General features: G+C 73.4%; 23 protein-coding genes. 9 read left to right on the top strand and 14 right to left on the bottom strand.

What is annotated here, in order from left to right:
- Nucleotides 1-26: 26 nt before the first annotated feature.
- From ACWDCZ_RS14915 to ACWDCZ_RS14890, 6 genes are all read right to left on the bottom strand, one after another.
- Entirely contained in the window at nucleotides 27-932 is a 906-nt protein-coding gene (locus ACWDCZ_RS14915; RefSeq protein ID WP_449816107.1) for an alpha/beta fold hydrolase, read from the bottom strand.
- The gene (locus tag ACWDCZ_RS14910) at nucleotides 929-2056 is read right to left on the bottom strand and encodes a branched-chain amino acid ABC transporter permease (protein ID WP_449816124.1); all 1128 of its coding nucleotides are present in this window, start codon (nucleotides 2054-2056) and stop codon (nucleotides 929-931) included. Before ACWDCZ_RS14910 ends, ACWDCZ_RS14915 begins: the two co-directional genes overlap by 4 nt.
- A gap of 209 nt (nucleotides 2057-2265) precedes the next feature.
- Nucleotides 2266-3132, bottom strand: coding sequence for a branched-chain amino acid ABC transporter permease (locus ACWDCZ_RS14905; protein WP_449816106.1), 867 nt, complete (start codon nucleotides 3130-3132; stop codon nucleotides 2266-2268).
- Nucleotides 3132-3959 carry an ABC transporter ATP-binding protein gene (locus tag ACWDCZ_RS14900; RefSeq protein WP_449816105.1) on the bottom strand — a complete coding sequence of 276 codons (828 nt, stop codon included), beginning with the start codon at nucleotides 3957-3959 and terminating at the stop codon, nucleotides 3132-3134. The genes ACWDCZ_RS14905 and ACWDCZ_RS14900 overlap by 1 nt, the downstream gene beginning before the upstream one ends.
- 71 nt (nucleotides 3960-4030) lie before the next feature.
- The gene (locus ACWDCZ_RS14895; protein WP_074005091.1) at nucleotides 4031-4771 is read right to left on the bottom strand and encodes an ABC transporter ATP-binding protein; all 741 of its coding nucleotides are present in this window, start codon (nucleotides 4769-4771) and stop codon (nucleotides 4031-4033) included.
- Nucleotides 4772-4869: 98 nt separating this feature from the next.
- Nucleotides 4870-6141 (bottom strand): substrate-binding domain-containing protein, encoded by a 1272-nt coding sequence (locus tag ACWDCZ_RS14890; RefSeq protein WP_082345208.1) that lies wholly within the window; start codon nucleotides 6139-6141, stop codon nucleotides 4870-4872.
- Nucleotides 6142-6646: 505 nt separating this feature from the next.
- Between ACWDCZ_RS14890 and ACWDCZ_RS14885 the strand changes: the two genes are divergently transcribed.
- The 4 genes from ACWDCZ_RS14885 (at nucleotide 6647) to ACWDCZ_RS14870 (ending at nucleotide 12990) form a co-directional block, all read left to right on the top strand.
- Nucleotides 6647-7408: a CoA transferase subunit A gene (locus ACWDCZ_RS14885; RefSeq protein ID WP_074005090.1), complete on the top strand. Its 762-nt coding sequence runs from the start codon at nucleotides 6647-6649 to the stop codon at nucleotides 7406-7408.
- A 4-nt stretch (nucleotides 7409-7412) separates the two neighbouring features.
- Nucleotides 7413-8141 (top strand): 3-oxoacid CoA-transferase subunit B, encoded by a 729-nt coding sequence (locus tag ACWDCZ_RS14880; RefSeq protein ID WP_449816104.1) that lies wholly within the window; start codon nucleotides 7413-7415, stop codon nucleotides 8139-8141.
- 709 nt (nucleotides 8142-8850) lie between these two features.
- Nucleotides 8851-10899: a glycosyltransferase family 2 protein gene (locus ACWDCZ_RS14875; RefSeq protein WP_449816103.1), complete on the top strand. Its 2049-nt coding sequence runs from the start codon at nucleotides 8851-8853 to the stop codon at nucleotides 10897-10899.
- Between the two features lie 159 nt (nucleotides 10900-11058).
- Nucleotides 11059-12990, top strand: a complete 1932-nt coding sequence (locus tag ACWDCZ_RS14870; protein ID WP_449816102.1) for a galactose oxidase-like domain-containing protein — start codon at nucleotides 11059-11061, stop codon at nucleotides 12988-12990.
- Between the two features lie 57 nt (nucleotides 12991-13047).
- On the opposite strand, the gene ACWDCZ_RS14865 is transcribed toward ACWDCZ_RS14870, so the two are convergent.
- The 4 genes from ACWDCZ_RS14865 to ACWDCZ_RS14850 form a co-directional block, all read right to left on the bottom strand.
- Entirely contained in the window at nucleotides 13048-14148 is a 1101-nt protein-coding gene (locus ACWDCZ_RS14865) for a glycoside hydrolase family 6 protein (RefSeq protein WP_449816101.1), read from the bottom strand.
- Between the two features lie 160 nt (nucleotides 14149-14308).
- A complete protein-coding gene (locus ACWDCZ_RS14860) occupies nucleotides 14309-15037 on the bottom strand; it encodes a uracil-DNA glycosylase (RefSeq protein WP_449816100.1) in 729 nt (242 codons plus the stop codon).
- Nucleotides 15038-15229: 192 nt separating this feature from the next.
- On the bottom strand, nucleotides 15230-16009 hold the full coding sequence (locus ACWDCZ_RS14855) for an HAD-IIA family hydrolase (protein WP_049649696.1): 780 nt from the start codon (nucleotides 16007-16009) through the stop codon (nucleotides 15230-15232).
- A 212-nt stretch (nucleotides 16010-16221) separates the two neighbouring features.
- Nucleotides 16222-17337: an oxygenase MpaB family protein gene (locus ACWDCZ_RS14850; protein ID WP_117487920.1), complete on the bottom strand. Its 1116-nt coding sequence runs from the start codon at nucleotides 17335-17337 to the stop codon at nucleotides 16222-16224.
- A gap of 172 nt (nucleotides 17338-17509) precedes the next feature.
- Here ACWDCZ_RS14850 and ACWDCZ_RS14845 point away from each other — a divergent pair, with 172 nt between their 5' ends.
- Nucleotides 17510-18586, top strand: a complete 1077-nt coding sequence (locus ACWDCZ_RS14845; RefSeq protein ID WP_117487922.1) for a Gfo/Idh/MocA family oxidoreductase — start codon at nucleotides 17510-17512, stop codon at nucleotides 18584-18586.
- A 54-nt stretch (nucleotides 18587-18640) separates the two neighbouring features.
- The gene (locus tag ACWDCZ_RS14840) at nucleotides 18641-19240 is read left to right on the top strand and encodes a hypothetical protein (protein ID WP_449816099.1); all 600 of its coding nucleotides are present in this window, start codon (nucleotides 18641-18643) and stop codon (nucleotides 19238-19240) included.
- A 54-nt stretch (nucleotides 19241-19294) separates the two neighbouring features.
- On the opposite strand, the gene ACWDCZ_RS14835 is transcribed toward ACWDCZ_RS14840, so the two are convergent.
- Nucleotides 19295-19717 carry a type II toxin-antitoxin system VapC family toxin gene (locus ACWDCZ_RS14835; protein WP_049649700.1) on the bottom strand — a complete coding sequence of 141 codons (423 nt, stop codon included), beginning with the start codon at nucleotides 19715-19717 and terminating at the stop codon, nucleotides 19295-19297.
- Nucleotides 19710-19994: a type II toxin-antitoxin system Phd/YefM family antitoxin gene (locus ACWDCZ_RS14830; RefSeq protein WP_049649701.1), complete on the bottom strand. Its 285-nt coding sequence runs from the start codon at nucleotides 19992-19994 to the stop codon at nucleotides 19710-19712. The genes ACWDCZ_RS14835 and ACWDCZ_RS14830 overlap by 8 nt, the downstream gene beginning before the upstream one ends.
- Nucleotides 19995-20223: 229 nt before the next feature.
- On the opposite strand from ACWDCZ_RS14830, the gene ACWDCZ_RS14825 reads away from it, so the two are divergent.
- Entirely contained in the window at nucleotides 20224-20517 is a 294-nt protein-coding gene (locus ACWDCZ_RS14825; protein ID WP_234348221.1) for a DUF6412 domain-containing protein, read from the top strand.
- 123 nt (nucleotides 20518-20640) lie between these two features.
- Entirely contained in the window at nucleotides 20641-21369 is a 729-nt protein-coding gene (locus tag ACWDCZ_RS14820; protein ID WP_449816098.1) for a YidC/Oxa1 family membrane protein insertase, read from the top strand.
- A 16-nt stretch (nucleotides 21370-21385) separates the two neighbouring features.
- Here ACWDCZ_RS14820 and ACWDCZ_RS14815 read toward each other — a convergent pair whose 3' ends face one another.
- Both ACWDCZ_RS14815 and ACWDCZ_RS14810 read right to left on the bottom strand, forming a co-directional pair.
- The gene (locus ACWDCZ_RS14815; protein ID WP_049649704.1) at nucleotides 21386-22069 is read right to left on the bottom strand and encodes an HAD family hydrolase; all 684 of its coding nucleotides are present in this window, start codon (nucleotides 22067-22069) and stop codon (nucleotides 21386-21388) included.
- Nucleotides 22070-22089: 20 nt separating this feature from the next.
- Nucleotides 22090-22665 carry an NUDIX hydrolase gene (locus ACWDCZ_RS14810; RefSeq protein ID WP_387968129.1) on the bottom strand — a complete coding sequence of 192 codons (576 nt, stop codon included), beginning with the start codon at nucleotides 22663-22665 and terminating at the stop codon, nucleotides 22090-22092.
- 311 nt (nucleotides 22666-22976) lie between these two features.
- Between ACWDCZ_RS14810 and ACWDCZ_RS14805 the strand changes: the two genes are divergently transcribed.
- Complete coding sequence (locus tag ACWDCZ_RS14805; RefSeq protein WP_449816097.1) at nucleotides 22977-23744, top strand: CDP-alcohol phosphatidyltransferase family protein; 768 nt, start codon at nucleotides 22977-22979, stop codon at nucleotides 23742-23744.
- Nucleotides 23745-23851: the final 107 nt, after the last annotated feature.

Below are 23851 nucleotides of genomic sequence, written 5' to 3'. Positions count from 1 at the left end.
CCGGTCGGCGTTCCGGGGCGGACCGGCTACCCGGCGGTGAGGGCGTCCGCGAGCAGGATGCGGACGATGCGGTCCGCCCCGGCCTCGCCCCAGAGGATCGAGTAGTGGTTGGTGTCCGGCACCGGCGAGGCCGGAACCCGCTCCGGGTCCAGTCCGGCCAGCCCGATCCGCTCGTGGTCGTAGAGGCCCTGCGGCTCGTCGAACAGGCCGCGCTCGGCCCAGATCAGGTCGGCCGGGCAGGGCAGCCGGTGCACGGCGGCGGCCGCGTCCTCGTCCAGCAGGACCTGGGCGCCGTCGTCCTGCACGGCCTCCAGCACGCAGGAGGAGCGCAGTTCGGGCTCCGCGCCGACCAGGTCGCGCTGGGTGTAGGCGTCGATCCCCTCGGTCCACTCGCCGGCGAAGGCGGGGTGCCCGCGCCAGAACTCCCGGTAGGCCTCCCGGTCCGGGAAGGTCGTGGACAGCCGGGCCAGCGCGGGGCCGAGCACCGCGGCCAGGGCGTCCTCCTCGCGGACGCCCTGCGGCAGCGGGAAGGTCACCGCCCCGTCGACCAGCAGGACGCGGCGGACCAGGTCGGGGTGCCGGACGGCGGCCAGGGCGGTGACCCAGGCCCCCATCGAGTGGCCGACCACCGTGACGGGCCCCGAGCCGAGCGCGCCGATCAGCGCGGCCACGTCGTCGGCGTGCCGGGCCAGTCCGTACGGTCCGGTGACCGAGCGGCTGGCGCCGCGGCCCCGCAGGTCGGGCGCGAGCAGGGTGACCCGGCCGGCGAGCCGGCGGGCGACCTCGTACCAGGCGAGGCCGTTGGCGGTGATGCCGTGCACCGCCACGACCGTCGGGGCCTGCGGGTCCTCGGCGGGCCAGCGCAGGACGGCCAGGTCCCCACCGGGCACGGGGACGGTCAACTCCTCGGGCTTCAGCGGCGACTGGCTCACGCGGGGGTACCTCCGGTGGGGTGGGCGGTTCCGGGGCCGGCCGGCGCCGGGGCGGAACGGCCGGTGCGGGCGGATCGGATGCGGGCAGGCAGTCTAGCCAGGCCGCCGGGCAGCAGGTAGACCACGGCGACGAACAGGGCGCCCAGCAGGAACAGGGGTTGGGAGAGCGGCACGCGCAGCACCGCCGGAAGGTCGGCGACGGCCGACGAGTTGGCGAGGTCGCCGAGCCGGTGGCTCGCCCAGGTGTAGAGGACACCGCCGAGCAGCGGCCCCCAGCGGGTGCCGGAGCCGCCGAGGACGACCATGACCAGGAGCGCGAGCGTGGCGTCCGAGGTGGCGGCCTGCGGAGTGGCGCCACCGGTCAGCAGCAGGTAGACCACCCCGCCCAGCCCGGCGAGTCCGCCGGCCAGCACGAAGGCGACCAACTTGTAGCCGTACGGCCGCAGTCCGAGCACCTCGACCCGGCGCTCGTTCTCCTTGATGCCCTCCCAGACCCGGCCGATCGGGGACTTGACGGCCCAGTGGACCGCGGCGACCGTCAGCACCAGGTAGCCGACGGCGATCCAGTAGAGGTTGGCGGTGTTCTCGATCCCGAGCAGGCCGGAGGGCAGCAGGTCGGCCGGGGCGGACCGGCCCTCCTCGCCACCGGTGGCGCCACCGGGGTTGCGCTGGACGAGGATCGAGCCGGCCTGGGCGAAGGCGAGGGTGACCATGGAGAAGCCGATGCCGGTGACGCGCAGGCTGACCGAGCCGAGCAGCAGGGCCAGCAGGACGGAGCAGGAGACGCCGAACACCGCGGCGGCGGCGAACGGCAGTCGCAGCTCCAGCATGCCGAGGTCGGTGGCGTAGAGGCCGGTCGCGAAGTAGAGCGCGTGGCCGAAGGAGAGCAGTCCGGTCCGACCGAGCAGGAGGTCGTAACCGGTGGCGAGCCCGCCGTAGAGGAGGCACAGGGCGAGCAGTTGGAGGCTTCCGGGGCTGCCGAGCGGGCCGTCGAGCAGTCCCGGGATGGGAAGCGCACTGTATGGGGCGACAAGGAGCGTGATCAGCAGAGCGATCGGCCACCAGCGTAGCGCTCTGTGCGCGCCAGTCCAGCGATTAGTGACTGGATCACCCGTTCGAGGGATGGCGCCGAACTCGGCCCTGTGTTCACAATGGGTCTCGGCAAGGCCGGTGTCAGTCCCCCTTGCCACAGTGGCGGTGTCGGTGGAGCTGGTGTCAGTCCCCTCTGCTGACATGGTGGTCACGGCAGGGCTGGTGTCAGTCCCCCCTGCCGGAGCGGCGGCGCTGCGGCCGGCCGCGGGGCCACCGGTGCTCGTGATCGGTGTTTCGGCGCTCACGCGAGCCTCCCGGTGAGTCCACGGGGTCGGACGAGAAGCAGCACGGCGAGCAGGACGACGACCGAGAGGTCGCCGAGCCCGGCGCCGGTGTAGTAGTTGGCGAACTGCTGGACGAGGCCGACGCCCACCGAGGCGACGGCGGCTCCGGTCACGGAGCCCATGCCGCCCATCACCACGACGACGAAGGCGAAGATGAGCAGGCCGGTCCCCTGGCCGGGATTGACCGAACCGAAGTAGAGGCCGCCGAGGGCGCCACCGAGTGCGGCGGCCGCCCCGCCGAGGGCGAAGACGAGGGTGAACGCCTTCCGGACGTCGATGCCGAGCGCCGTGACCATCGCCCGGTCCTCGACGCCGGCCCGGACGATCAGCCCGTAGCGGGTGCGGGCGAGGAACAACCGAAGAGCGAGCAGCAGCAGGGCGGCGGCGGCCACCAGCACGAAGCGGTTGACCGGGACGGTCGCCCCGAGCACGTGCCAGGTGCCGGACAGCAGCTCCGGCTGCGGGAAGGGGCGGGAGTCCGCGCCCCAGATCCCCATCAGCAGGGCGGGTACGGCGAGCCCGACCCCGACGGTGGCAAGGATCTGGTCGCGCGGCCGGCTGTAGAGCGGCCGGATCAGGAAGAGCTCCAGCAGGACGGCGGCGGCCGTTCCGGCCAGGGTGCCGAACGGCACCGCGAGCCAGAAGGAGAGACCAGCCTCGGCACCGGCCCACCAGGTGGCGTAGGCGCCGATCGAGAGCAGGGCGCCGTGCGCGAAGTTGAGCACGTCCATCAGACCGAAGATCAGCGACAGACCGGAGGCGACCAGGAAGTACAGCGCACCGAGACCGAGTCCGGTACAGAAAAGGAGGACGACAGTGTCCATCAGGGCTTCACCTCGGCGGTGACGACAGGGGCGGCCGGGGAGGCCGGGGCGGCGGCGGGCCGGGGCCCGCCGGCGAGCGGGTGACGGGAGCCGACGCCGAGCAGGCGGCGGGCGGCCTCCTCGTCGGCCAACAGCTCGGCGGTGTCTCCGCGGTGGGCGGTACGGCCGTCGGCCAGGACAGCGCAGGTGCCGGCCAGCCGGCGGACGAGGGCGAGGTTCTGCTCGACCAGGAGGACGGGCACGGCCTCGGCCGCACGCGCCAGCACCTCGGCCACCTCGGCGACGATCTTCGGGGCCAGGCCCTTGGTGGGCTCGTCGGCGATGATCAACCGGTTGCGGTTGAGCAGCGTCCGGCCGATCGCCACCATCTGCTGCTGGCCGCCGGAGAGCGTCCCGGCCAATTGCCCGGCCCGCTGCTTGAGTTCGGGGAAGAGCTCATGGACGAGTGCGTAGTTGGGCTCACCGGCCTCGCCGCCGCTCCCATTCCCGCTTCCGGCAGCGCGCTCGGCGAGGCGGAGGTTCTCGGCGACCGTGAGGCCGGCGAAGATCCCCCGGTCCTCGGGCGCGTAGCCGATGCCATGACGAACGACCAGATGCGTGGGAAGGGAGGAGAGTTCGGAGCCGGACAGCCGGATGCTTCCGGTGCGCGGCACCAGGCCCATGACGGCCTTGACGGTGGTGGTCTTCCCGGCGCCGTTGCGGCCGAGGAGCGCGGTCACCCCGACGGGGGCCACGTCGAAGTCGACGCCGTGCAGGATGTGCAGCCCGTCGATGACCACCCGCAGATCGCGGACGGAGAGGAGGGGTTCGGCAGCGGACGACGGCAAGGACGCGGACGACGGAGAGGAGGCGGAGTGCGCCGAAGGAGCGGGGCGCTGAGCGGAGAACGGAGAGGAGGTCACAACGCCTCACCCAGGTAGGCCTGTTGCACGGTCGGGTCGGCCATCACGGCCTCGGGGGTGTCCAGGGCGAGCAGCGTGCCGTGGTGCATCACCGCGAGCCGGTCGGCGAGGCCGAGCAGGACGTCCATGTGGTGCTCGACCATCAGGACGGTCCGGCCCAGGTCACGGTGTACGGAACGGATCAGCTCGGTGAGGGCCGGCACCTCCTCCGCACTGACTCCGGCCATCGGCTCGTCCAGCAGGATCAGCCGGGGCTCCGAGACCAGCAGGACGGCCAGCTCCAGCTTGCGCTTCTCCCCGTGCGAGAGCGCACTGGCCAGGGTGTCCGCGCGGTGGGTGAGATCGGTGCGTTCCAGGGTGTCGGCCAGCTGCTGCTCGTAGCGGTCGGCGCGGCGCCAGAGCCGGTACGAGGCACCCGGCCCGGCCGCCGCCTGGGCGGCCAGGCGGACGTGGTCGGCGACGGTCATCCCCGGCCAGAGGGAGGAGGTCTGGAAGGTGCGGCCGAGCCCGCGGCGGGCCCTGGCGTGCACCGTCTCGGCGGTGATGTCCGCGCCGTCGAGGTGGAGGCTGCCGTGGGTCGCCGGGTAGATGCCCGAGATCAGGTTGAAGAGGGAGGTCTTGCCGGCGCCGTTGGGCCCGATGAAGGCGATGAACTCGCCTTCGCCGACCGAGAAGGAGACGTCCTCGACGATCGGCACGCCGCGGACGGCCCAGCCGAGCCCGTCCAGACGCAGCACCGGAGAGGAGGACGCGGAGGACCGCGCGGACGAGGTGGACGCGGCGGAGGCAGCCGAGGAGGCGGAAGGAGTCGACGTGGTGCGGGCGGGCATCGGGATCAGCCCGCCATCGGGGTGACCGGGGGTGCCGCCTCGTCCGCGGTCAGGGTCTTCTCCACCGAGGGCTTGGCGGCGGCACCGCTGCCGGTCAGCCGCACCTGGAACATCGGCTGGAGCAGGGCGTGGTCCTCGGCGCGGACCGTGGTCTTCCCCTTCACGCCGTCGAAGCTCCAGCCCTCCAGGGCCTTGACCAGGGCCGAGGTGTCGTCGGCGGAGCCGTGGTTGGACTCGACGGCGTGCACGATCATCTGGGCGGCGGTGAAGCCGTCCGGGGTGAAGATGTCCGTCTTCCCTCCGGCGGCGGTGACGGCATCGGTCATGGCCTTCTCCACCGGGGTGCCGGCGGCGCCGTCGAAGTAGTGGTTCAGGAAGGAGATCTTCTCGGCGGCCGGGCCGAACAGCGGGTAGGAGGCGGCCAGGTCGAGGCCGGTCACGACCTTGGTGTCGGCGAACACGTCCTGCTGGTTGAGCGCCGTCCACAGGGCCGAGGCGGTGTCGCCGGCCCAGGCGACGAACAGCAGGTCGGGCTTGGCGGTCTTGGCCTGGGTGGCGAAGGGGGTGAGGTCGGTGGCGCTCGGCGGGGCGAGCACCTGGTCGACCGTCGCGCCCTCGGCGCCGAGCAGCGCCTTCACGGCGGCCACGTTGGCCTGGCCGAAGGCGTTGTCCTGGGCGAGCACGGTGACCTTCTTGCCCTTGGCGTCACCGATGAACGAGGCCGCGGTCTTGATGTCCTGGTAGGACTGGCGGCCGGAACGGAAGGTGTACTTGTTCAGACCGGTGGCCTTGTCGGCGGCGGCCGGGCCGCTGATGAAGAGCACCTTGTTCTGGGCGGCGATCGGACCGACCTGGAGGGCCACACCGGAGGCGGTGGAACCGGCCAGCACCTTGTAGCCCTTGCCGATCAGGTCCTTGGCGGCGGACACCGCCTTGGCCGGGTCGCCGGCGTCGTCCTGCTCCTCGAACTCGATCTTGTGCCCGTCGACCGCGCCGGTGCCCTTGGTCGCGTAGCTCAGGCCGGCCTTGAAGCCCTCCAGGTACTGCTTGCCGTAGGCGGCCAGCGGCCCGGTCTTGGAGTACACCAGGCCGACCTTGATCGGGCCCTTCGATCCACCGTCCGCCGCGCTCGTCCCGGCCGTGCCGGCCTTGGCGCAGCCCGAGGCCAGCAGGACGCAGGCCGCGAGGGCGGCGAGCTTCCGGGCCGGGCCGCCGGTCAGGGAGTCGCCCAGGCGAACGCCGGAGGCGGTCCTGGAGGGGTTTGTCGAGCTGCGCATGGTGACCGACTCCTGAAGTGCGGCGGGTGGATGCGGGAACCGTAGGTGTGCGGTGGGAACGGCGACATGTGCCCGGTCGACGTATCAGCCGGTCGGGATGTGGCTCCGGTCGACATACCGTCGGCCCGCCGCCGTCCCCCGGGCGCCCGGGTGTGGCCCGCCGACACGGCTCCGCGCCCACCCATGGGGGTGGCCGCCATGGCTGCGCCCACCCCTGCCCGGTGACGGTGGAGGGGCGCGGAGCCCGTCCGACGGCAGCCAACCCCAGCGGCGTGCCCGACCCCGGTCCGGCCCAGGCAGGACCCCAGCCCGGCCTGGTACGGCCACGGGCTCCGCGCGGCGGCCGAGCCCGCCGGCCGCCCCTCCCACAAGCCCCTCCCACAAGCCCCTCCCATAAGCCCGTCCCACCTGCCCGTCCCACCTTCCCCGGCCGCCGCACCACCCCGGCCGCGCTCCGCCCCTTCCTCTTCCACCCCCTCCGCCCACTCCCTCACGAGGTGACCCCTTGGACAAGGTCCTGGACTCCCCCGCCGACGCCGTCGGGGACGTTCCCGACGGCGCGGTGCTGGCCGTCGGCGGCTTCGGCCTCTGCGGCATCCCCAGCACGCTGATCGGCGCCCTGGTGGACTCCGGCGCCACCGGACTGCGGGTGGTCTCGAACAACTGCGGGGTGGACGACTGGGGGCTGGGCCTGCTGCTGCGGGCGGGCCGGATCGCCCGGATGACCTCCTCGTACGTCGGGGAGAACAAGGAGTTCGCCCGGCAGTACCTCTCCGGCGAGTTGGAGGTCGAGCTGACCCCGCAGGGCACGCTGGCCGAGCGGCTCCGGGCGGGCGGCGCCGGCATCCCGGCGTTCTTCACCCCGGCCGGGGTCGGCACCCAGGTCGAGGAGGGCGGGCTGCCCTGGCGCTACGCGGCCGACGGCTCGGTGGCCCTGGCCTCCCCGCCGAAGGAGGTCCGGGAGTTCGGCGGCCGTCGCTACCTGCTGGAGGAGGCGATCACGGCGGACTTCGCGCTGGTCCGGGCCGAGGTGGCGGACCGGCACGGCAACTGCGTGTTCCACGCCGCCGCCCGGAACTTCAACCCGCTCTGCGCGGCGGCGGGCCGGATCACCCTGGTCGAGGCGGACCGGATCGTCGAACCGGGCGAGCTCCCTCCGGACGCGGTGCACCTGCCCGGGGTGTACGTCGACCGGGTGGTGGCCGCCGACCCCGAGGACCGCCGCATCGAGCGCCGGACCGTCCGCCCCGCACTCCAGGAGGCCTGAGCCGATGCCCACCGAGACCGCAGTCCGCGCCACCACCACCGCCGCCACCGCCCTCGGCACCCCTGCCACCCCCGCCCCCGCCACCACCCCCGCCACCGCTCTCGATCCCCGCAACGCCCTGGCCGCCCGCGCCGCCCGCGAGTTGCGCGACGGCCAGTACGTGAACCTGGGCATCGGCCTGCCGACCCTGATCCCCAACCACCTCCCGCCGGGCGTCGAGGTGGTGCTCCACTCGGAGAACGGCATCCTCGGCGTCGGCCCGTACCCGGAGGAGGGCGCCGAGCACGCCGACCTGATCAACGCCGGGAAGGAGACGGTGACGGTCGCCCCCGGCGCCTCGTACTTCGACTCCGCCTTCTCCTTCGGCATGATCCGGGCCGGGCGGATCGACGTCTCGGTGCTCGGCGCGATGCAGGTGTCGGCCGCCGGGGACCTCGCCAACTGGATGATCCCCGGCAAGATGGTCAAGGGCATGGGCGGCGCGATGGACCTGGTGCACGGGGCCCGTCGGCTGATCGTGGTGATGGAGCACACCGCCCGGGACGGCTCGCCGAAGATCGTCGATGAGCTGTCACTTCCCGCGACGGGACGGGGGGTTGTGGACCGGATCGTCACCGACCTCGCGGTGGTCGACGTGACCCCGGAGGGGCTGCGGGTCGTGGAGACGGCGCCGGGCGTGGACTTCGCCGAGGTCCAGGCCGCGACCGGCGCGCCCCTGCTGCCCCCGCTCTGACCAGCCTGCCTGACCAGCCCGGCCGACCAGCCTGCCTGACCAGCCCGGCCCCGTACGGACGGCCGGATCGCCCCGAGGGGCGGTCCGGCCGTTCCGCTGCCCCCGCCGGCACACGACAGCGACCCCGCGAACGGCTCCACGGGCAACTCCGCAACAGCCCTCCACCACCACCGAGTTCCATGGACCGCCCGGGCCGGAGCGAATTCACCGCATTAGCACCAACGCCCGCCGGATCGGCCGGAAACCGTGGCATCTTCATGCCTGGGCGACGGCGATCTCCCGGACTGGTTGCGATCACCGTTGCGCTCAGGGAGAGTTGAGGCGGCCAAGGATCCCGACGTACCCGGAGGGGAAGCTGGAAAGTGCATCGGGATCCCGGATTCGAGGCCGCCGTACCGACGCACAACCGAACCGGTCGCACACGCCGAATCTGCCGGACGGCCCGGGAACTGCCCGAGAACCGCAGTTCGCCGGGTCTCGTTCCAGCCGGTTCCGGCTGTTCCCAGCTGTTTCCAGCTGATTCCGGCCGGTTCCACCCTGTTCCACCCGGACGGCTCCGAGTCGAGGCAGACCCACGCAAGAGCCGAGCGAGCCGAGTGAACCGAGCGAGCCGCGCAAGGCGCGAACTCCGGGGGGAGCAGCTATGACCACGCCGCCGTTCTCACGACGCAAGGGCGTCGGAACGGCCCACGGGCGAGGTGCCGGGGAGTTGGACGAGGCCGCCCTGCGCGCCCTTCCCATACCCGAAGCCCCTTACGACTACGGCCACTTCAGCCGTCTCGCGGGCCCGGCGTACGACCCGGACGAGGACGACGACCTCGGCGGCGGCGTCTACTGGCCCGAACCGGTCGCACCGCACCCGCCCTCCCCCGGCGGACCGCACGACCCCACCGCATACAGCCCCACCGCATACAGCCCCGCCCCGTACGAGCCGCCCCCCGCGGCCCCCTACCGCGTCCGGTACCGCAGCCTGCTGCGCCGCGAGCCGCACCGGATCCGCGCCGCGCTGCTGCTGATGGCCGCCCCCGTGGTGGAGGCGGTGCTGCTGGTCTGGCTGCTGCTGCCGGAGCACTGGCCCGAGCGGCTGGACGAGACGAACTCCCTGGTGCTGCTCGGCGACAAGGTGATGATCGGCATCATCGCCGTCGTCGAGGTGTTCCGGCTGGTCAACGTCGTCTCCAACACCCACGCCACGCTGGTCGCCCGCGACCCGGTCCCGGTGACGCCGGAGCCCGGCACCCGGGTCGCCTTTCTCACCACCTGCGTGCCGGGCAAGGAGCCGCCGGAGATGGTCCGGGCCACGCTGACGGCGGCGCGGGCCGTCCGGCACAACGGACCGTACGACGTCTGGTTGTTGGACGAGGGAAACGATCCTGCAATGCGGGAGCTCTGCGCCGAGCTGGGCGTGCGCCACTTCACCCGCGCCGGCCGGCCGCACTGGAACCGGCCGAAGGGCCGGTTCCGCGCCGGGACCAAGCACGGCAACTACAACGCCTGGCTCCAGGCCCACGGCGACGACTACGAGTTCTGGGTGTCCGTGGACACCGACCACGTTCCGCTGCCGGACTTCTGCGAGCGGATGCTCGGCTACTTCCGCGACCCCGACGTGGCATTCGTGGTCGGCCCCCAGGTGTACGGGAACTACCGCAGCTCGGGATCGGCCGTCACCAAATTCTCCGAGAGCCAGCAGTACCTCTTCCACGCCCTCATCCAACGCGCCGGAAACCGTTACGGCGCGCCCATGTTCGTGGGCACCAACAACGCCGTCAGAATCAGCGCTCTCCAGTCGATCGGCGGGTTGTACGACTCCATCACCGAGGACATGGCGACCGGCCTGGAGTTCCACCGGAGCCGGAACCCGGAGACCGGAGAACGCTGGAAGTCCGTGTACACCCCGGACGTGCTCGCGGTCGGCGAAGGCCCGTCCTCCTGGACCGACTTCTTCTCCCAGCAACTGCGCTGGAGCCGCGGCACCTACGAGACCCTGTTCACCCAGTACTGGCGGGTGCTGTGGCGGCTGTCGCCCGGCCGGCTGCTCAACTACTCGCTGATGGTGGGCTTCTACCCGATGGCGGCGCTCACCTGGCTGCTCGGCGGCCTGTCCAGCGTGCTCTACCTGGGCTTCGGCGCCTCCGGCGTGCACGTCTCCTCGGAGATCTGGATGATGCTCTACAGCGACGCCGCCGCGCTCCAGCTCCTGCTCTACACCTGGAACCGCAAGCACAACGTGAGCCCGCACGAGCCGGCCGGCTCCTCCGGGGTCGCGGGCATGGTGATGTCGGCGCTCTGCGGTCCGGTCTACGCGGCCTCGCTGCTCCAGGCGCTGATCCGCCGCCGCAGCCGCTTCGTGGTGACGCCCAAGGGCAGTTCGGCCAGCACCGACCGGCTCGGCACCTTCCGCTTCCACCTGTTCTGGACGCTGGTGTTCGGGGGCGCGATCGCCGCCTCCTACGTCACCGGCTACGACCACGTCGCGATGCGCACCTGGGCCTGGATCGCCCTGCTGCTCACCCTCCTGCCGGTCCTGATCAGCGCCGGCGACGCCGTACGCCGCCGCCGGACCCGCCCGACCGCCACCCTCACCGTCACCGGCGACCCGACGGCGGCCCCGCAGGTCGTCCTGGAGAAGCGCCGCCCGCGCCACGCCCGCGACCCCCGAGCCGCCCGGACCGCCGGACCGGCGCAGCCCGCACCTCCCGCCCCCCGCCCCGGACGAACCTCACCCGACCACGCCGACAGCGGCAGACCCTCCCACTGACCGGCACCCTCCCACTGACCGGCACCGCCGCCTGACCAGCACCACCCACCGACCAGCACCACCCCGCCGAACAGCACCACCCGCCGACCAGCACCACCCACCGAACAGAGCCGCCCACCGACCAGAGCCCCCGACCGCCTCCCGAGGGGAGCACCCACCGTGAAGATCCACAAGGCCGGCCGCACCAAGCGCCTCGCCCTCGGCAGCACCGTCGCGCTGACCGTGGCCGGGATGAACGCGCCGGCCGTCCTCGGCTTCGCCTCCCAGCAGTACCACCACTACGTGATCAACCGCCCCGAGTACAAGGCGCAGTACGGCCACTGGCAGACCCTGTCGCTGCCCACCGAGTTCCGGGTCAACGCCGTGCACGCGACCGTGCTGCGCACGGGCAAGGTCCTGATCGTGGCCGGTTCCGGCAACGACGAGAAGCAGTTCAACGCGGGCACCTTCAAGAGCCTGCTCTGGGACCCGGCCCGGAACACCTACAAGCTGGTCCCCACCCCGGCCGACATGTTCTGCGGCGGCCACACCTCGCTGCCGGACGGCCGCGTCCTGGTGGCCGGCGGCACCCAGCGCTACGAGAAGCTGGCCGGCGCCGTGAAGAAGGCCGCCGGCATCATGCGGGTGCGCAACGAGAGCCCGGAGCGCGACCGGACCTTCCCCAAGGGCACCGTCTTCGTCTCCCCGAACGGCCACGAGTACGCCAGTACCGCCGCCGTGACGGTCCCGGCCGCGACCAAGACCGGCTCCGGCAAGCAGACCGTGGTCACCGCCGGTGAGCAGCACGTGTACGTGGAGGCGGTCGGCCCGGGCCAGGACTTCGTCTCCGACTCCCCCGCCCAGTACCGGATCAAGGGCCTGAGCGGCACCGACGCCCACAACCTGTACGGGCAGAGCGAGAAGCTGACCCTGGACAAGCAGGAGTACCAGGGCATCCGCTCCGCCTTCGAGTTCAACCCGGACACCGAGCTGTACGAGCCGGTCACCGACATGGCCCACGCCCGCTGGTACCCGACGCTGACCGGGCTGGGCGACGGCCGGGTGGTCACCGTCTCCGGGCTGGACGACACCGGGGAGATCCTCAGCGGCAACGACAACGAGATCTACGACCCGAGGACCAAGTCCTGGTCCAAGGGCCCCGACCACTACTTCCCGACCTACCCGGCGGTCTTCCTGACCGCCTCCGGCAAGCTCTTCTACTCCGGCTCCAACGGCGGCTACGGCCCCGGCGACAAGGGCCGCGAGCCCGGCGTGTGGGACCTGTCGAGCGGGGCCTTCCAACCCGTCCCCGGCCTGCGCGACCCCGGCCTCACCGAGACCTCCTCCTCGGTGCTGCTGCCGCCCGCGCAGGCGCAGAAGGTGATGGTGCTCGGCGGCGGCGGTGTCGGGGAGTCGCCGCTGTCCACGGCCCGCACCGACATCGCGGACCTCTCCTCCGCCGCTCCCGCCTTCGCCCCGGGCCCGGACCTGCCGGCCGGCGGCACCCGCTACCTCAACAGCGTGATCCTGCCGGACGACACCGTCTTCACCACCGGCGGCTCCAGCGGCTACCGCGGCCGCGGCGACAGCGACCTGCTCAAGGCGCAGGTGTACCACCCGGACACCAACGGCTTCACGACCGCCGCCGAGCCGACCGTCGGCCGCAACTACCACTCCGAGGCGCTGCTGCTGCCGGACGGCCGGGTCGCCGTGCTGGGCTCCAACCCGCTCTTCGCGGACAAGGCCGAGACCCAGCCGGGCGGCTTCGAGCAGCGCATCGAGATCTACACCCCGCCGTACCTCTACCACGGCGACCGTCCGGAGGTCGGCGCCGTTCCGCAGGCGGCCCGGCTCGGCGGCACCCTCGCCGTCGGGACGGCGCGCCCGGAGGCGGTGGCCACCGCCAAGCTGATCCGGCCGAGTTCGGTCACCCACGTGACGGACGTCGAGCAGCGCTCGGTGGCCCTGGACGTCGCCGGACGGACGGCGGACGGCGTCTCGCTCACCCTGCCCGCGAACCCCAACCTGCTGCCGCCGGGCTGGTACATGCTGTTCCTGACGGACGCCGCCGGCACCCCGTCGGTCGCCCGCTGGATCCAGATCACCGCGTAGACCGCGCGCCGTGTGAACCGCACGACGCGCAGGGCCCGAGGTCAGGCGCAGGCGGCCTCAGCGCGCCGCCTGCGCCAGCCCGAGCGCGTACGGCAGCCAGAACTCGCCCGCCCGGGGCTCGCCCCGGCCGCAGTCGCCGTCCGACTCCCCCGGGTTCTTGATCCACAGGTAGGCGTCCACCCCGGGCCGGCCGGTCTCGGTGGTCGGCCGCTCGCCGAGCGCGCGCCCGGGCGGGTTGCACCAGGCGGCGCCGCCCAGCGCCCCGTTGCCGCTGCGGCTGGTGTCGATGACGTAGTTCTTCCCGCCGAGGGCCGCGGAGAGCCTGGCGCCGTACACCGCGTTCCGTTCGGTGTCGTAGAAGTTGGCGACGTTCACGGCGAAGCCGTCGGCCGCCGCGATGCCCGACTTGCGCAGGGCGGTGGCCATCTCCTCCGGGTCCTGTGCCCAGCCGGGGTTGCCCGCGTCCAGGTAGACCCGCGCGTTGGGGTTCTTCTTCAACTCCTGGACGGCGAAGGCCAGCAGGCCGTACCGCTCGGCGGCCAGGTCGCCCTTGATCCCGCAGGTGTCCAGGGTGTGCGCGACGGCGTCCGGCTCCAGCACCACCCAGGCCCTGCGGTCGCCGAGGGCCTGGGCGACGCCGGTGATCCAGGCCCGGTAGGAGGCCGCGTCGGGGGCGCCGCCGGCCGAGTACTGGCCGCAGTCGCGGTGCGGGATGTCGTACGCGACGAAGACCGCCGTGCGGCCGGCCTCGGCGGCCCGTCGGCTCACCTGCTCGGCGATCGTCTGGGCGCCCTGCTCGCCGAGCCACTGCGAGGAGGGCTGGCCGGCGATCCGCAGCAGCGCGTCGGCCTCCGCCGTCCGGCCCTGGCCGCGCAGCGCGGTCACCTGCTGGGCGGCGTTGGTGCGGTCGGAGACGTAGAAGGCCTGCCCGGGCAGTTGGGCGAAGCCCGCACCGGCACCCGCCCCCGCGCCCGCCCCGGCGGCGGAGGACACGGACCCGGCTCCCGGCTTCCCGCCGTCCGAACCGGTGCAGCCGGACCCGGCCGCCAGCACCACCCCGGCCAGCAGCGCCCCGACGGCGCCCCGCAACGTCCCTGTCCGCCCCAGCCCGTGCACGTACCGCCCCTCCCCGGCCCCGGTCCGGCGACCGGTCGGCACCAGCTAAGCACACCCGGCACCGGCCGACGGCCACCGGCGGTGAACGCCAAGTGGCCGTGGGCGGACGGGACATCGAACCCGTCCGAACCACGGCCACCACCGGCTGCCGGCGCCCGCCGACCGGCACCCCGGAACGCCCGCGGGCGCTCCGGGCGGAGGCTCAGGCCTCCTTCAGGTTCGGCACCTGCCAGTCGATCGCCTCGGCGCCGAAGGAGTCCAGCGCGGCGTTGATCTGCGAGAACGGGCGGCTGCCGAAGAACAGCTTCGCCGACAGCGGCGACGGGTGCGCGCCCTGCACCACCACGTGCTTGGCGGTGTCGATCAGCGGCAGCTTCTTCTTCGCGTAGTTGCCCCACAGCACGAAGACCACCGGCTCGTCGCGGTCGCTCACCGCCTTGATCACCGCGTCGGTGAACTTCTCCCAGCCCTTCGCCTTGTGCGAGTTGGCCTCGTGCGCGCGGACCGTGAGCACCGCGTTGAGCAGCAGCACGCCCTGCTCGGCCCAGTGCATCAGGTAGCCGTTGTCCGGGGCGGGGACGCCCAGGTCGGCGTCCAGCTCCTTGAAGATGTTGCGCAGCGACGGCGGCGTCTTGGTGCCCGGCAGCACCGAGAAGCTCATGCCGTGGGCCTGGCCGTTGTCGTGGTACGGGTCCTGGCCGAGCACGAGCACCCGGACCTTGTCGTACGGGGTGGCCTCCAGTGCGGCGAACTCCTGGCCGCTCGGCGGGAACACCTCGTGCTCCTCGCGCTGGGCCGCCACGAAGGCCGCCAGCTCGGCGAAGTACGGCTTCTCCGTCTCGGCGCCCAGCACCCCGCGCCAGGACTCGGGCAGTTCCAGCCCGCCGCCCTCGCCGGCCTCGACCACGCCCGCCTCGACCGTGTCCGTCACGACATCTACCTCCCACACCGCGGCTGTTGCGCCGCACGCCCTCTTTCACCCCGAACGCTACACAGCCCCACCGACAACGGCCGCCTCCCCGCGGGCACCAGGCGGCCCCGCACCACGGGCACGGAGCGGCCCCGCCCCGGCGACCTGCCGGAACGGGGCCCACGACGAGAACGCGGGGGGAGAACGCGGACGTCAGACCAGCTCGACCAGGTCCGCGATCGACTGGACCACGCGGGTCGGCCGGTACGGGAAGCGCTCCACGTCGGAGGCGGAGGTCAGGCCGGTGAGCACCAGGATGGTCTCCATGCCGGCCTCCATGCCCGCGACGATGTCGGTGTCCATCCGGTCGCCGATCATCACCGCCGTCTCGGAGTGGGCGCCGGCGGTGTTCAGCGCCTCGCGCATCATCAGCGGGTTGGGCTTGCCGACGAAGTACGGCTCGACCCCGGTCGCCTTGGTGATCAGGGCCGCGACCGAGCCGGTGGCCGGCAGCACGCCCTCGGTGGAGGGGCCGGTCTCGTCCGGGTTGGTGCAGATGAACCGGGCGCCCTGGTTGATCAGGCGGATCGCCTTGGTGAGCGCCTCGAAGGAGTAGGTGCGGGTCTCGCCGAGCACCACGTAGTCGGGGTTGTTGTCGGTCAGCACGTAACCGGCCTGGTACAGCGCGGTGGTGAGGCCGGCCTCGCCGATCACGTACGCGGTGCCCCCGGGGCGCTGGCCCGCGAGGAACTTGGCCGTCGCCAGGGCGGAGGTCCAGATGCACTCCTCCGGCACCTCCAGGCCCATGCCGGCCAGCCGGGCGCTGAGGTCGCGCGGGGTGTAGATGGAGTTGTTGGTGAGGACCAGGAAGGGCTTGCCGGACTCCCGCAGCTTGCGCAGGAACTCCTCCGCCCCGGGGATCGGCGTGCCCTCGTGGATGAGGACCCCGTCCATGTCGGTCAGCCAGGACTCGATGGGCTTGCGCTCTGCCACGTAGGTGTCTCCTCGGTCTTGCACAGGTCTGAACGTTCTCGCACATGCCCAGACCGGACACCCTCGGCCGGTCGGGCGCCACAGGCTGCCCCAACTCCGACCAGCGTAGTCGCCCGCACCGCCACCACGCGGCCCCCGTCCGGCCGGTGGCCGCACGCCCCGGGCCGGTGACCGCACGGGCCGGGCCCGGTGGCCGCACGGTGGCGCCCCGGTCAGGACGACGAGTCGGTCAGGCCGGTCGGGACCTGCCACTCCCGGCGGCGGCCCTTGTTGGTGAGCAGCAGCCCCTCCTTGAAGACCAGCAGCCCCAGTTGGCTCGCCAGTTCGGCGAGCGGCGGCAGGGTGTCGCCCGTCCTGCCGTACCCGAAGTTCGGCAGGGCGGCGGCGCTCAGCCCGAGCTTGGTGAGGCTGTCCGCCGGGGGCACCGCGACGACGTCGGCGGACTTGTCGCCGATCAGGCGCCGGATCAGGGTGGGGCCCGCTCCCGAGGGGACCGGCAGCACCTCCCGGATGAAGTCCAGGACGCCCTTCGTCAGCACCCGTCCGGCTTCCGAGGGCCGCTGCTGGTGGCGGATGATGGCGTCCTTCAGGGCCGCGCCGTCGCCGAACTTGGCCGGGTTGAGCTGCTCGTCGACGCCCAGGACGTGGCCGACCACCCGCCAGATGTGGAAGTAGGCCTCCCGGTCCTCGGGCAGCAGGTCGACGCCCAGTTCGGCGAGGCCGAGCGGGATCAGCACCGAGAAGCTCATCAGCGTGCCGGCCAGGTCCTCCTGGTTGACCGGCACCCCCAGGGCGGCGGCGTCCCAGTCGCCCAGCTGGGAGACGTGGTAGCGCATGGTGGCGTGCAGCAGGCGGACCTTCTGGGCCGACCGGAGCCCGCGGCCGCCCGGCCCCAGGCCGTCGTTGTCGAGGACGTCGACGACGAACTGCGAGGTCTCCATCAGGCGCCGGTACACCCCGGAGGTGAGGCGCTGGGAGCGGACGAGCACCTCGGCGCCGTTGCCGCAGGTGTAGCAGAGCGGGAGCGAGCCGCAGAGCAGGATCGAGGCGATCAGCGGCTGGTAGCGGCCGAGCAGCTCGTGGCCGCGCGCCATCCGCGCCCGGTCCGCCCAGGACGGCAGGACGGCGGACTCCTCGAAGTACGCCCGGAGCCTGGGCGGCAGCCCGGCCGGGACGGCGTCGCTGTTGCGGCCGAAGCCGAGCAGGGTCTGCCGCACCTGGTCCTGCTGTCCGAGCTCGTACGTCTCGGCGATGGCGGCGTCCCCGAGCGGGTCGCCGACGGTGCGCATCCGGTCGAGCAGGTCGTCGGTCCAGCCGTTGGCGGCCATGTGATCCTCCGTCGCAGTCCGTGGGGTGATACGTGCACGTATCGCCGCGTACACGTATCACCGCGCTCCGGGCCGCGGCGGCAGCCTCACCCGGACGAGGGCGCGGCGGCGGGCCCGTCGTCCCGTCCGCCGAAACCGGGAGCAACCGGGCGCCTCGTGATTGAGTGGGCGCATGAACCCGCAGACGACTCCCGGTCCGTTCCGCGTCGGCCTGATCGGCTACGGCCTGGCCGGCTCCGCGTTCCACGCGCCGCTGATCGCCACCACGCCGGGGCTGCGGCTGGACGCCGTGGTCACCGCCAACCCCGACCGGCGCGCCCAGCTGGCGCGCGAACACCCCGGTGCCCGCGCCGTGGACACGCCCGAGCAGCTGCTCGCCGACCCGGACGCGCTGGACCTGGTCGTCATCGCCTCGCCCAACCGCACCCACGCCCCGCTCGCCCGCGCCGCCCTGCGGGCCGGCCTGGCCACCGTGGTGGACAAGCCGCTGGCCGGCACCGCCGCCCAGGCGCTGGAGCTGTGCCGACTCGCCGAGGAGCAGGGCGTGCTGCTCTCGGTCTTCCACAACCGGCGCTGGGACGGCGACTTCCTCACCGCGAGCCGGCTGGTGCGCGGCGGCGCGCTCGGCCGGGTGCACCGCTTCGAGTCCCGCTTCGAGCGCTTCCGCCCCAAGCCCAAGCCGGGCTGGCGGGAGCTGGCCGACCCGGCCGAGGTCGGCGGCACCCTGTACGACCTGGGCAGCCACCTCGTCGACCAGGCGCTCACCCTGTTCGGGCCGGTCGAGACGGTGTACGCGGAGATCGACGTGCGGCGCGACGGCGCGGTGGTGGACGACGACGCCTTCCTCGCCCTCACCCACACCAGCGGCACCCGCTCGCACCTGTGGACCAGCGCCATCACCCCGCTGATCGGCCCCCGGCTGCGGGTGCTCGGCGACACCGCCGGCTACGTCAAGTCCGGCATGGACCCGCAGGAGGCCGACCTGCGGGCGGGCCTGCGCCCGGACGGCACCCGCCCCTGGGGCACCGACCAGCCCGCGCACTACGGCACCCTCGGCACCGACGAGTCGGCGATCCGGCTGCCGACCGACCCGGGCGACTACCCCGCCTTCTACGCGGGCATCGCCGCCGCCCTGGCCACCCCGGGCACCCCGCCCCCGGTCGACCCGCGCGACGCGGTGGCCGCCCTGGCCGTCCTGGAGGCCGCCCGCACCTCCGCCGCCACCGGGACGGCGGTCCGCCCGGGCTGACGGCCGTGCGGCCCGCTTTACCCTCCCTTGACCTAGCCTCCTACGATGGCCGCCATGAGCAACCGGGGGGAACGGCGGGTCACCGCCGACGAGCGGCGTGAGCGCGAACAGGCGTGGTCCACCGAGCAGAAGAAGCGCGAGAAGGCCTGGTCGGAGGAGTTCGAGCAGCGCCGGAAGGCCCGGGAGGCCGAGGACCGCGAGCTCCAGGAGAGCCTGTCGACCACGAGGGAGCGGACGGCCTGGGCCCGCGGCGAGCGGGACGGGTCGATCGGCTACGTCGACGTGACCGGGCCCGACCGCCGCCCCGTACGGATCGCGGTGGTGTGGCTCGGCCGCCTCGGGGCCACGCACAGGCCCCTGCACGCCTACGACCCCATGCGGCACGTCGGCGGCGAAGCCGGCGGCGAGGGGGTCCTCCTGCTCGTCCCCATCGCCGCCGTCCTGGGGCTGAACTTCGGACTCCGCTGGCTGGTCCTCGCCCTGCTCCGCCAACCGCGCTGGGCCGTCGCCGCCAAGACGGGCGGCGACCGGGGCAAGCGCGGGGGCAACACCGTCCTGCTGCGCACCCGGAACCGGGCGGAGGCCCTGAAGGCCGCGGCCGCCCTGGCCGACCGGGTCGAGCGGGACGGGGCCGCCGCCCTCGGGGCCTCCTGACCGCCGCTCCCGCCCGGCCCTCGGGACCCCCCGACCATCGCCCCCGCCCGGACCTCACACCCCGATGACCTCCACCGCGGAGCCCAGCCCCCGGAAGTCCGCCACGTTGCGGGTGTACAGCGGCAGCCCGTGGGCCGAGGCGACCGCGGCGATCATCAGGTCGATCCGGCGCGGGCGCGGCTGCCGTCCGGCGGCGATGGTGAGGGTGACCAGCGTCCCGTAGCGGGCGGCGGCGGCCGCGTCGAAGGGCAGCGGGTCGAAGTCCGCCATCGCCGCGCCCAGCACCTCCAGCCGGGCGGCCCGGCTGGCCGGGTCGCGGGCCATCGACACGCCCTGCTGCAGTTCGGCGAAGGTGATCGCGGTCAGCTCGGGCACGGCCGGCAGGTCGGAGGGGCTGAGCAGCGCCAGGTCGATGTAGACGCAGGTGTCCAGCACCCCGGCCGGCCGCCGCCGGGGTGCTCTGCGGCGCTCAGCCACGCCGCCGCTCGAACGGGTCGTCGCCGTCGTCGCCCACCAGCTCCTCGGGGCCGAAGTCCTCCTCGGCCTCCTTGCGCATCTGCTGGTAGTCCACGCGCGGCAGCTTCACGTGCCGGGCCACCAGCTCCTCCGCCGTGAGCCGCCGACGCCCGGGCACCGGCCGCAGCTCCGCGACCTCGACCCCGTTCCTGGTGATGTGGAACGTCTCCCCCGCCTCCACCGCGTCCATCACGGCGGCGGAGTTGTTCCGGAACTCCCGCTGGGTAATCGTCTTCACCTCTCCACGGTAGCCCCGCGTAGCCCCGGCGGCTACACCCCGGACGGCCGCTTTTCGCCGCTCCGAGGAGGGGGCCTTCGGGTACGAACGGAATCGGGCGGAACCAGGCGGGGGCGCCCGGGGGACACCGTGGGGGACATCCCCGACACAGGCGGGAACCCGGGGGCTCGTAGGATCGTCCTGCTGGTACGTCAGGAAGCCGATGGGACACCGGGAGGGGGAGCGCGTCGTGGCCGTTGTGGCGATGCTGCTGGGCCTGCTCCGGGTGCTGACCGGGGAGCTGGTGGCCGACAGCGGGACGCTGGCGTCGGTGGCCGCCGTCGCGGCCGTGGCACTGGTGGCCGGGGCGGTCGCCGGGGCGCTGGCCGGGGCGCGGCTCCTCGGGGCGCGGGCGCCGGCGGCGGTGCGCAGCGGGGTGCTGCGGCGCCGGGCGTTCGGTACGGCGTTCCTTCCGCAGCGTGATCCGGACGCCCGGGGCAGGCGACGCCCCAGGGCGCCGGGAGCGGCCCCGGCGGCCGCGTAGTTCCGTCCGACGTCCTTCCAGGCGTTCTTCCGATCGTTCCTGCCGGACGTTCTTCCAGGCGTTCCCCGTGGCCGTCCTCCGCCGATCACTCATGTCCTGAGACCCCGGAGGGCTCGCTCCACCATGTCCGTACTCGCTGTTCTCGACCCTGCCGTCGCCGTGGCGCACGCCGTCGTCGCCGCCGTCGCCCACCTGGTGCCGACCGCCTTGGCCATCGTCCTGTTCACCGTCGCCGTCCGCTTGGCGCTGCACCCGCTGGCGCGGGCGGCGGCGCGCGGGGAGAGGGCCAGGGCGCGGCTGGCGCCGAAGGTCGCGGCGTTGCAGCGGAAGCACAGGGACCGCCCGGAGCGGCTGCGGGAGGCGCTGGCCGAGATGTACCGGAAGGAGCAGGTGTCGCCGTTCGCGGGGTGCCTGCCGGTGCTGGTGCAGATCCCGTTCTTCTCGGTGATGTACCGCCTGTTCACCACCCCGAACGACCTGCTGGACCACACCCTGTTCGGGGTACCGCTGGGTCTGCACGTCACGGGCGCGCAGGGTGCCGGGCAGTGGGCGGTGTTCGGGGTGCTGTTCGCCGGGCTGGCGGCGGTCGGGGTCGTCAACTTCCGCCGGGCCCGGCACACGGCCGCGGCAGCGGCAGCGGCGACGGCGGCTACAGCGGCGACGGCGCAGCCCGCCCCGCAGCCGGGGGCGGGACTGCTGCCGTACCTGTCGTTCGGGTCGGTGCTGTTCGCGGCGCTGGTCCCGGTGGCCGCCGTGCTCTACCTGCTGACGGCCGGCGTCTGGTCGGCCGCCGAGCGGGCCTGGCTGTACCGGGACGGGACGCCGGTGCCGGCGGCCGCGATGATGGGCTGAGGGCCCGGAGGGGCCGTCAGAAGTGGCGTAGCAGCTCGGGGAAGGCCCCGAGCCGCAGCGTCGCCTCGTCCGGGCCGAGTTCCGCGTGCTCCAGCACCCAGGTGTGCTCGTGCGGGATGAAGACGGTGCGCAGGCCGGCCCGGCGGGCGGGGGCGATGTCGGACTTGGGCGAGTTGCCGATCATCCAGGTCCGGCCCGGGTCGAGGCCGAGGTCGGCGGTGAGCTGCCGGTAGGTGTCGACCGACTTCTCGGCGACGATGTGGACGCCGCGGAAGTGGTGGTCGATGGTGGACGCCGTCACCTTGCGCTGTTGTTCGCCCTGGTCGCCCTTGGTGAGCAGGAGCAGCTGGTGGCGGTCGGCGAGGGCGGCCAGGGTGTCGGCGACGCCGGCGATCAGTTCGACGTCGCGGCTGGTCAGCGGGGTGAGCAGGTCGTCGATCCGGGCCTGTTCGGCAGCCGTGGGGGTGCGGTCGTTGAGCCGCTGGAGGCAGTCGGCGAGGCTCTGCCGGAAGACGGTGGCGCCGTAGCCGAGGGTGGCGGAGTTGACGGCCTCGATCTCGTTCAGCAGGGCCCGGGTGCGCTGCTGCTCCTGCGGGGCGGCGACCCAGTCCAGGAAGCCGTCGATGACCCGCTCGAAGAGGACGTTGTTCTCCCAGAGCGTGTCGTCGGCGTCGAAGATCAGGGTCTGGTCGGTGTGCATCCGGTCGGTCTCCAGGGTGTTCAGGCGGACGGCAGCAGGCGGGCCGCGCGGTCGAGGGTCTCACGGAGGTTGTCCTCGGTGGTCCGCCGCTTGGCCTCCTCGACGGTGAGCCACTCCAGCGGGGACGCCGGGTTCTCCGGCCGGGCCTGCTCCGGGGTGGCGGTGGCCAGTAGGAAGCGCAGGTCGGCGTGCTCGTGGGCGGGTTCGGCGGGCGAGGCGGGGACGGGCACCACGGCGAGGTGGACGAGGGCGGGGCCGGGCCAGGGGGTGAGGTCGGTCAGGCCGGTCTCCTCCAGGCCCTCGCGCAGGGCGATGTCCAGCGGCCGGGTCTCGCCCGGGTCGCCGTGGCCGCCGACGTGCAGCCAGGCCTGCTGGCGGACGTGCCAGCGCAGCAGGACGCGGCGGGTGGGCGGGTGGACGATCAGCGCGGAGGCGGTGAAGTGCAGCGGGAAGGTGCCCCTGTTCCAGGCTTCGGCGACGCCGAGGAGGCGGCGGGCGCGCTCGTGGTCGGCGGTCTCCACCGGGCCCCGCGGACGGTGGTCGGCCAGCAGTCGGGCCGGGTCGGGGCTCTGGGACGGGCCGCCCGTGGTCACCATGGGTCTGCGCTCCTCGTTCCGCGCCGGGACCGCGGACCGCGTCAACCGGCGTGCGGGGGCGGGCAGTCGGGCCCGGGGCTTCGGGTTCCGGCGAACCCGCGCAGCCTAGCCCGGGGGTACTCGGGCGGCCCACCGGTTTTCACCGCGGGCGCTCCGGCGGACGTCCGCGACGCTCGCGCGCGACGTGAGCACCGGACGTTCCGACGACGGACACCTCCCGTACCTCCGGCGGCATGCCGCCTGGTCCGGGCGTTCCCCCGGAGGCCGTAGCCTGTGGTGATCGTTTTCGGGACAGGTGGAGGGATGTCGTCATGGTGGCTGCTCCGGCGCTCGCCGAGCTGCGCGAGGTGTGCCAGCCGCAGGCCAAGCTTCAGAGCCGCAACGGCGAGCACTGGGCGGGTCGGATGTACATGCGGCGGATCTCGCTGCGGACCACCCGGCAGCTGGTGCGCACCTCGGTGTCGCCGAACACCCTCACCTGGGTGATGGTGGTGTGCGGGGTCGGCGGCGGCGCGACCCTGCTGATCCCGGGCCCGGTAGGTGCGGTGCTGGCCGTCGTGCTGTTCCAGCTGTTCCTGCTGTTCGACTGCGTGGACGGCGAAGTGGCGCGCTGGAAGCGCCAGTTCAGCATGGCCGGGGTGTACGTGGACCGGCTCGGCGCCTATCTGGCGGACGCCGCGCTGATGATCGGCGCGGGTGTCCGGGCGGCGCGTGGCGGGTCGGAGCTGTGGGTGTCGGCGGGTCTGGCGGCCGCGCTGGGCGTGGTGCTGCTCAAGGCCTCGACGGACCTGGTGGACGTGGCCCGCGCCCGCAGCGGGCAGCTGCCGGCGACCGAGGAGTCGACGCAGCCGCGTTCCCAGGGCATCGCGACGGCCCGCAAGGTCGCCTCGCTGTTCAAGATCCACCGGGTGACGAACGGCATCGAGGCCTCGCTGGTGCTGCTGGCGGCGGCCGCGGTGGACGCCGGGCTCGGGAACCTGGACGCCACCCGGTGGACGCTCGCGGGCATCACGGTGATCACCTGGGGCATGGTGGTCGCGCACCTGGCGTCGATCCTCTCCTCCTCGCGGCTGCGCTGATCCGGGCGGCGTCCCGGCCGCCGGGTGACGGGGCGAGGCGCCCTGCTCCCGGGGACCGAGGCGCCCCTCCCCCGCCCGGGGGAGCCCCCGGCGGCGGGCCCGCCGCC

It is taken from the genome of Kitasatospora sp. NPDC001225, assembly GCF_053597855.1.
This window is presented reverse-complemented; position numbering and strand designations above follow the sequence as displayed.

Bases quoted from the DNA above. Each gene is read 5' to 3' on its own strand.
- ACWDCZ_RS14880 (WP_449816104.1), top strand. From the start codon at position 7,413: ATGCCCACCGAGACCGCAGTCCGCGCCACCACCACCGCCGCCACCGCC.
- ACWDCZ_RS14810 (WP_387968129.1), bottom strand. From the start codon at position 22,665: ATGGTGACCACGGGCGGCCCGTCCCAGAGCCCCGACCCGGCCCGACTG.
- ACWDCZ_RS14820 (WP_449816098.1), top strand. From the start codon at position 20,641: ATGTCCGTACTCGCTGTTCTCGACCCTGCCGTCGCCGTGGCGCACGCC.
- ACWDCZ_RS14890 (WP_082345208.1), bottom strand. From the start codon at position 6,141: ATGCGCAGCTCGACAAACCCCTCCAGGACCGCCTCCGGCGTTCGCCTG.
- ACWDCZ_RS14840 (WP_449816099.1), top strand. From the start codon at position 18,641: ATGAGCAACCGGGGGGAACGGCGGGTCACCGCCGACGAGCGGCGTGAG.
- ACWDCZ_RS14845 (WP_117487922.1), top strand. From the start codon at position 17,510: ATGAACCCGCAGACGACTCCCGGTCCGTTCCGCGTCGGCCTGATCGGC.
- ACWDCZ_RS14905 (WP_449816106.1), bottom strand. From the start codon at position 3,132: ATGGACACTGTCGTCCTCCTTTTCTGTACCGGACTCGGTCTCGGTGCG.
- ACWDCZ_RS14805 (WP_449816097.1), top strand. From the start codon at position 22,977: ATGGTGGCTGCTCCGGCGCTCGCCGAGCTGCGCGAGGTGTGCCAGCCG.
- ACWDCZ_RS14815 (WP_049649704.1), bottom strand. From the start codon at position 22,069: ATGCACACCGACCAGACCCTGATCTTCGACGCCGACGACACGCTCTGG.
- ACWDCZ_RS14850 (WP_117487920.1), bottom strand. From the start codon at position 17,337: ATGGCCGCCAACGGCTGGACCGACGACCTGCTCGACCGGATGCGCACC.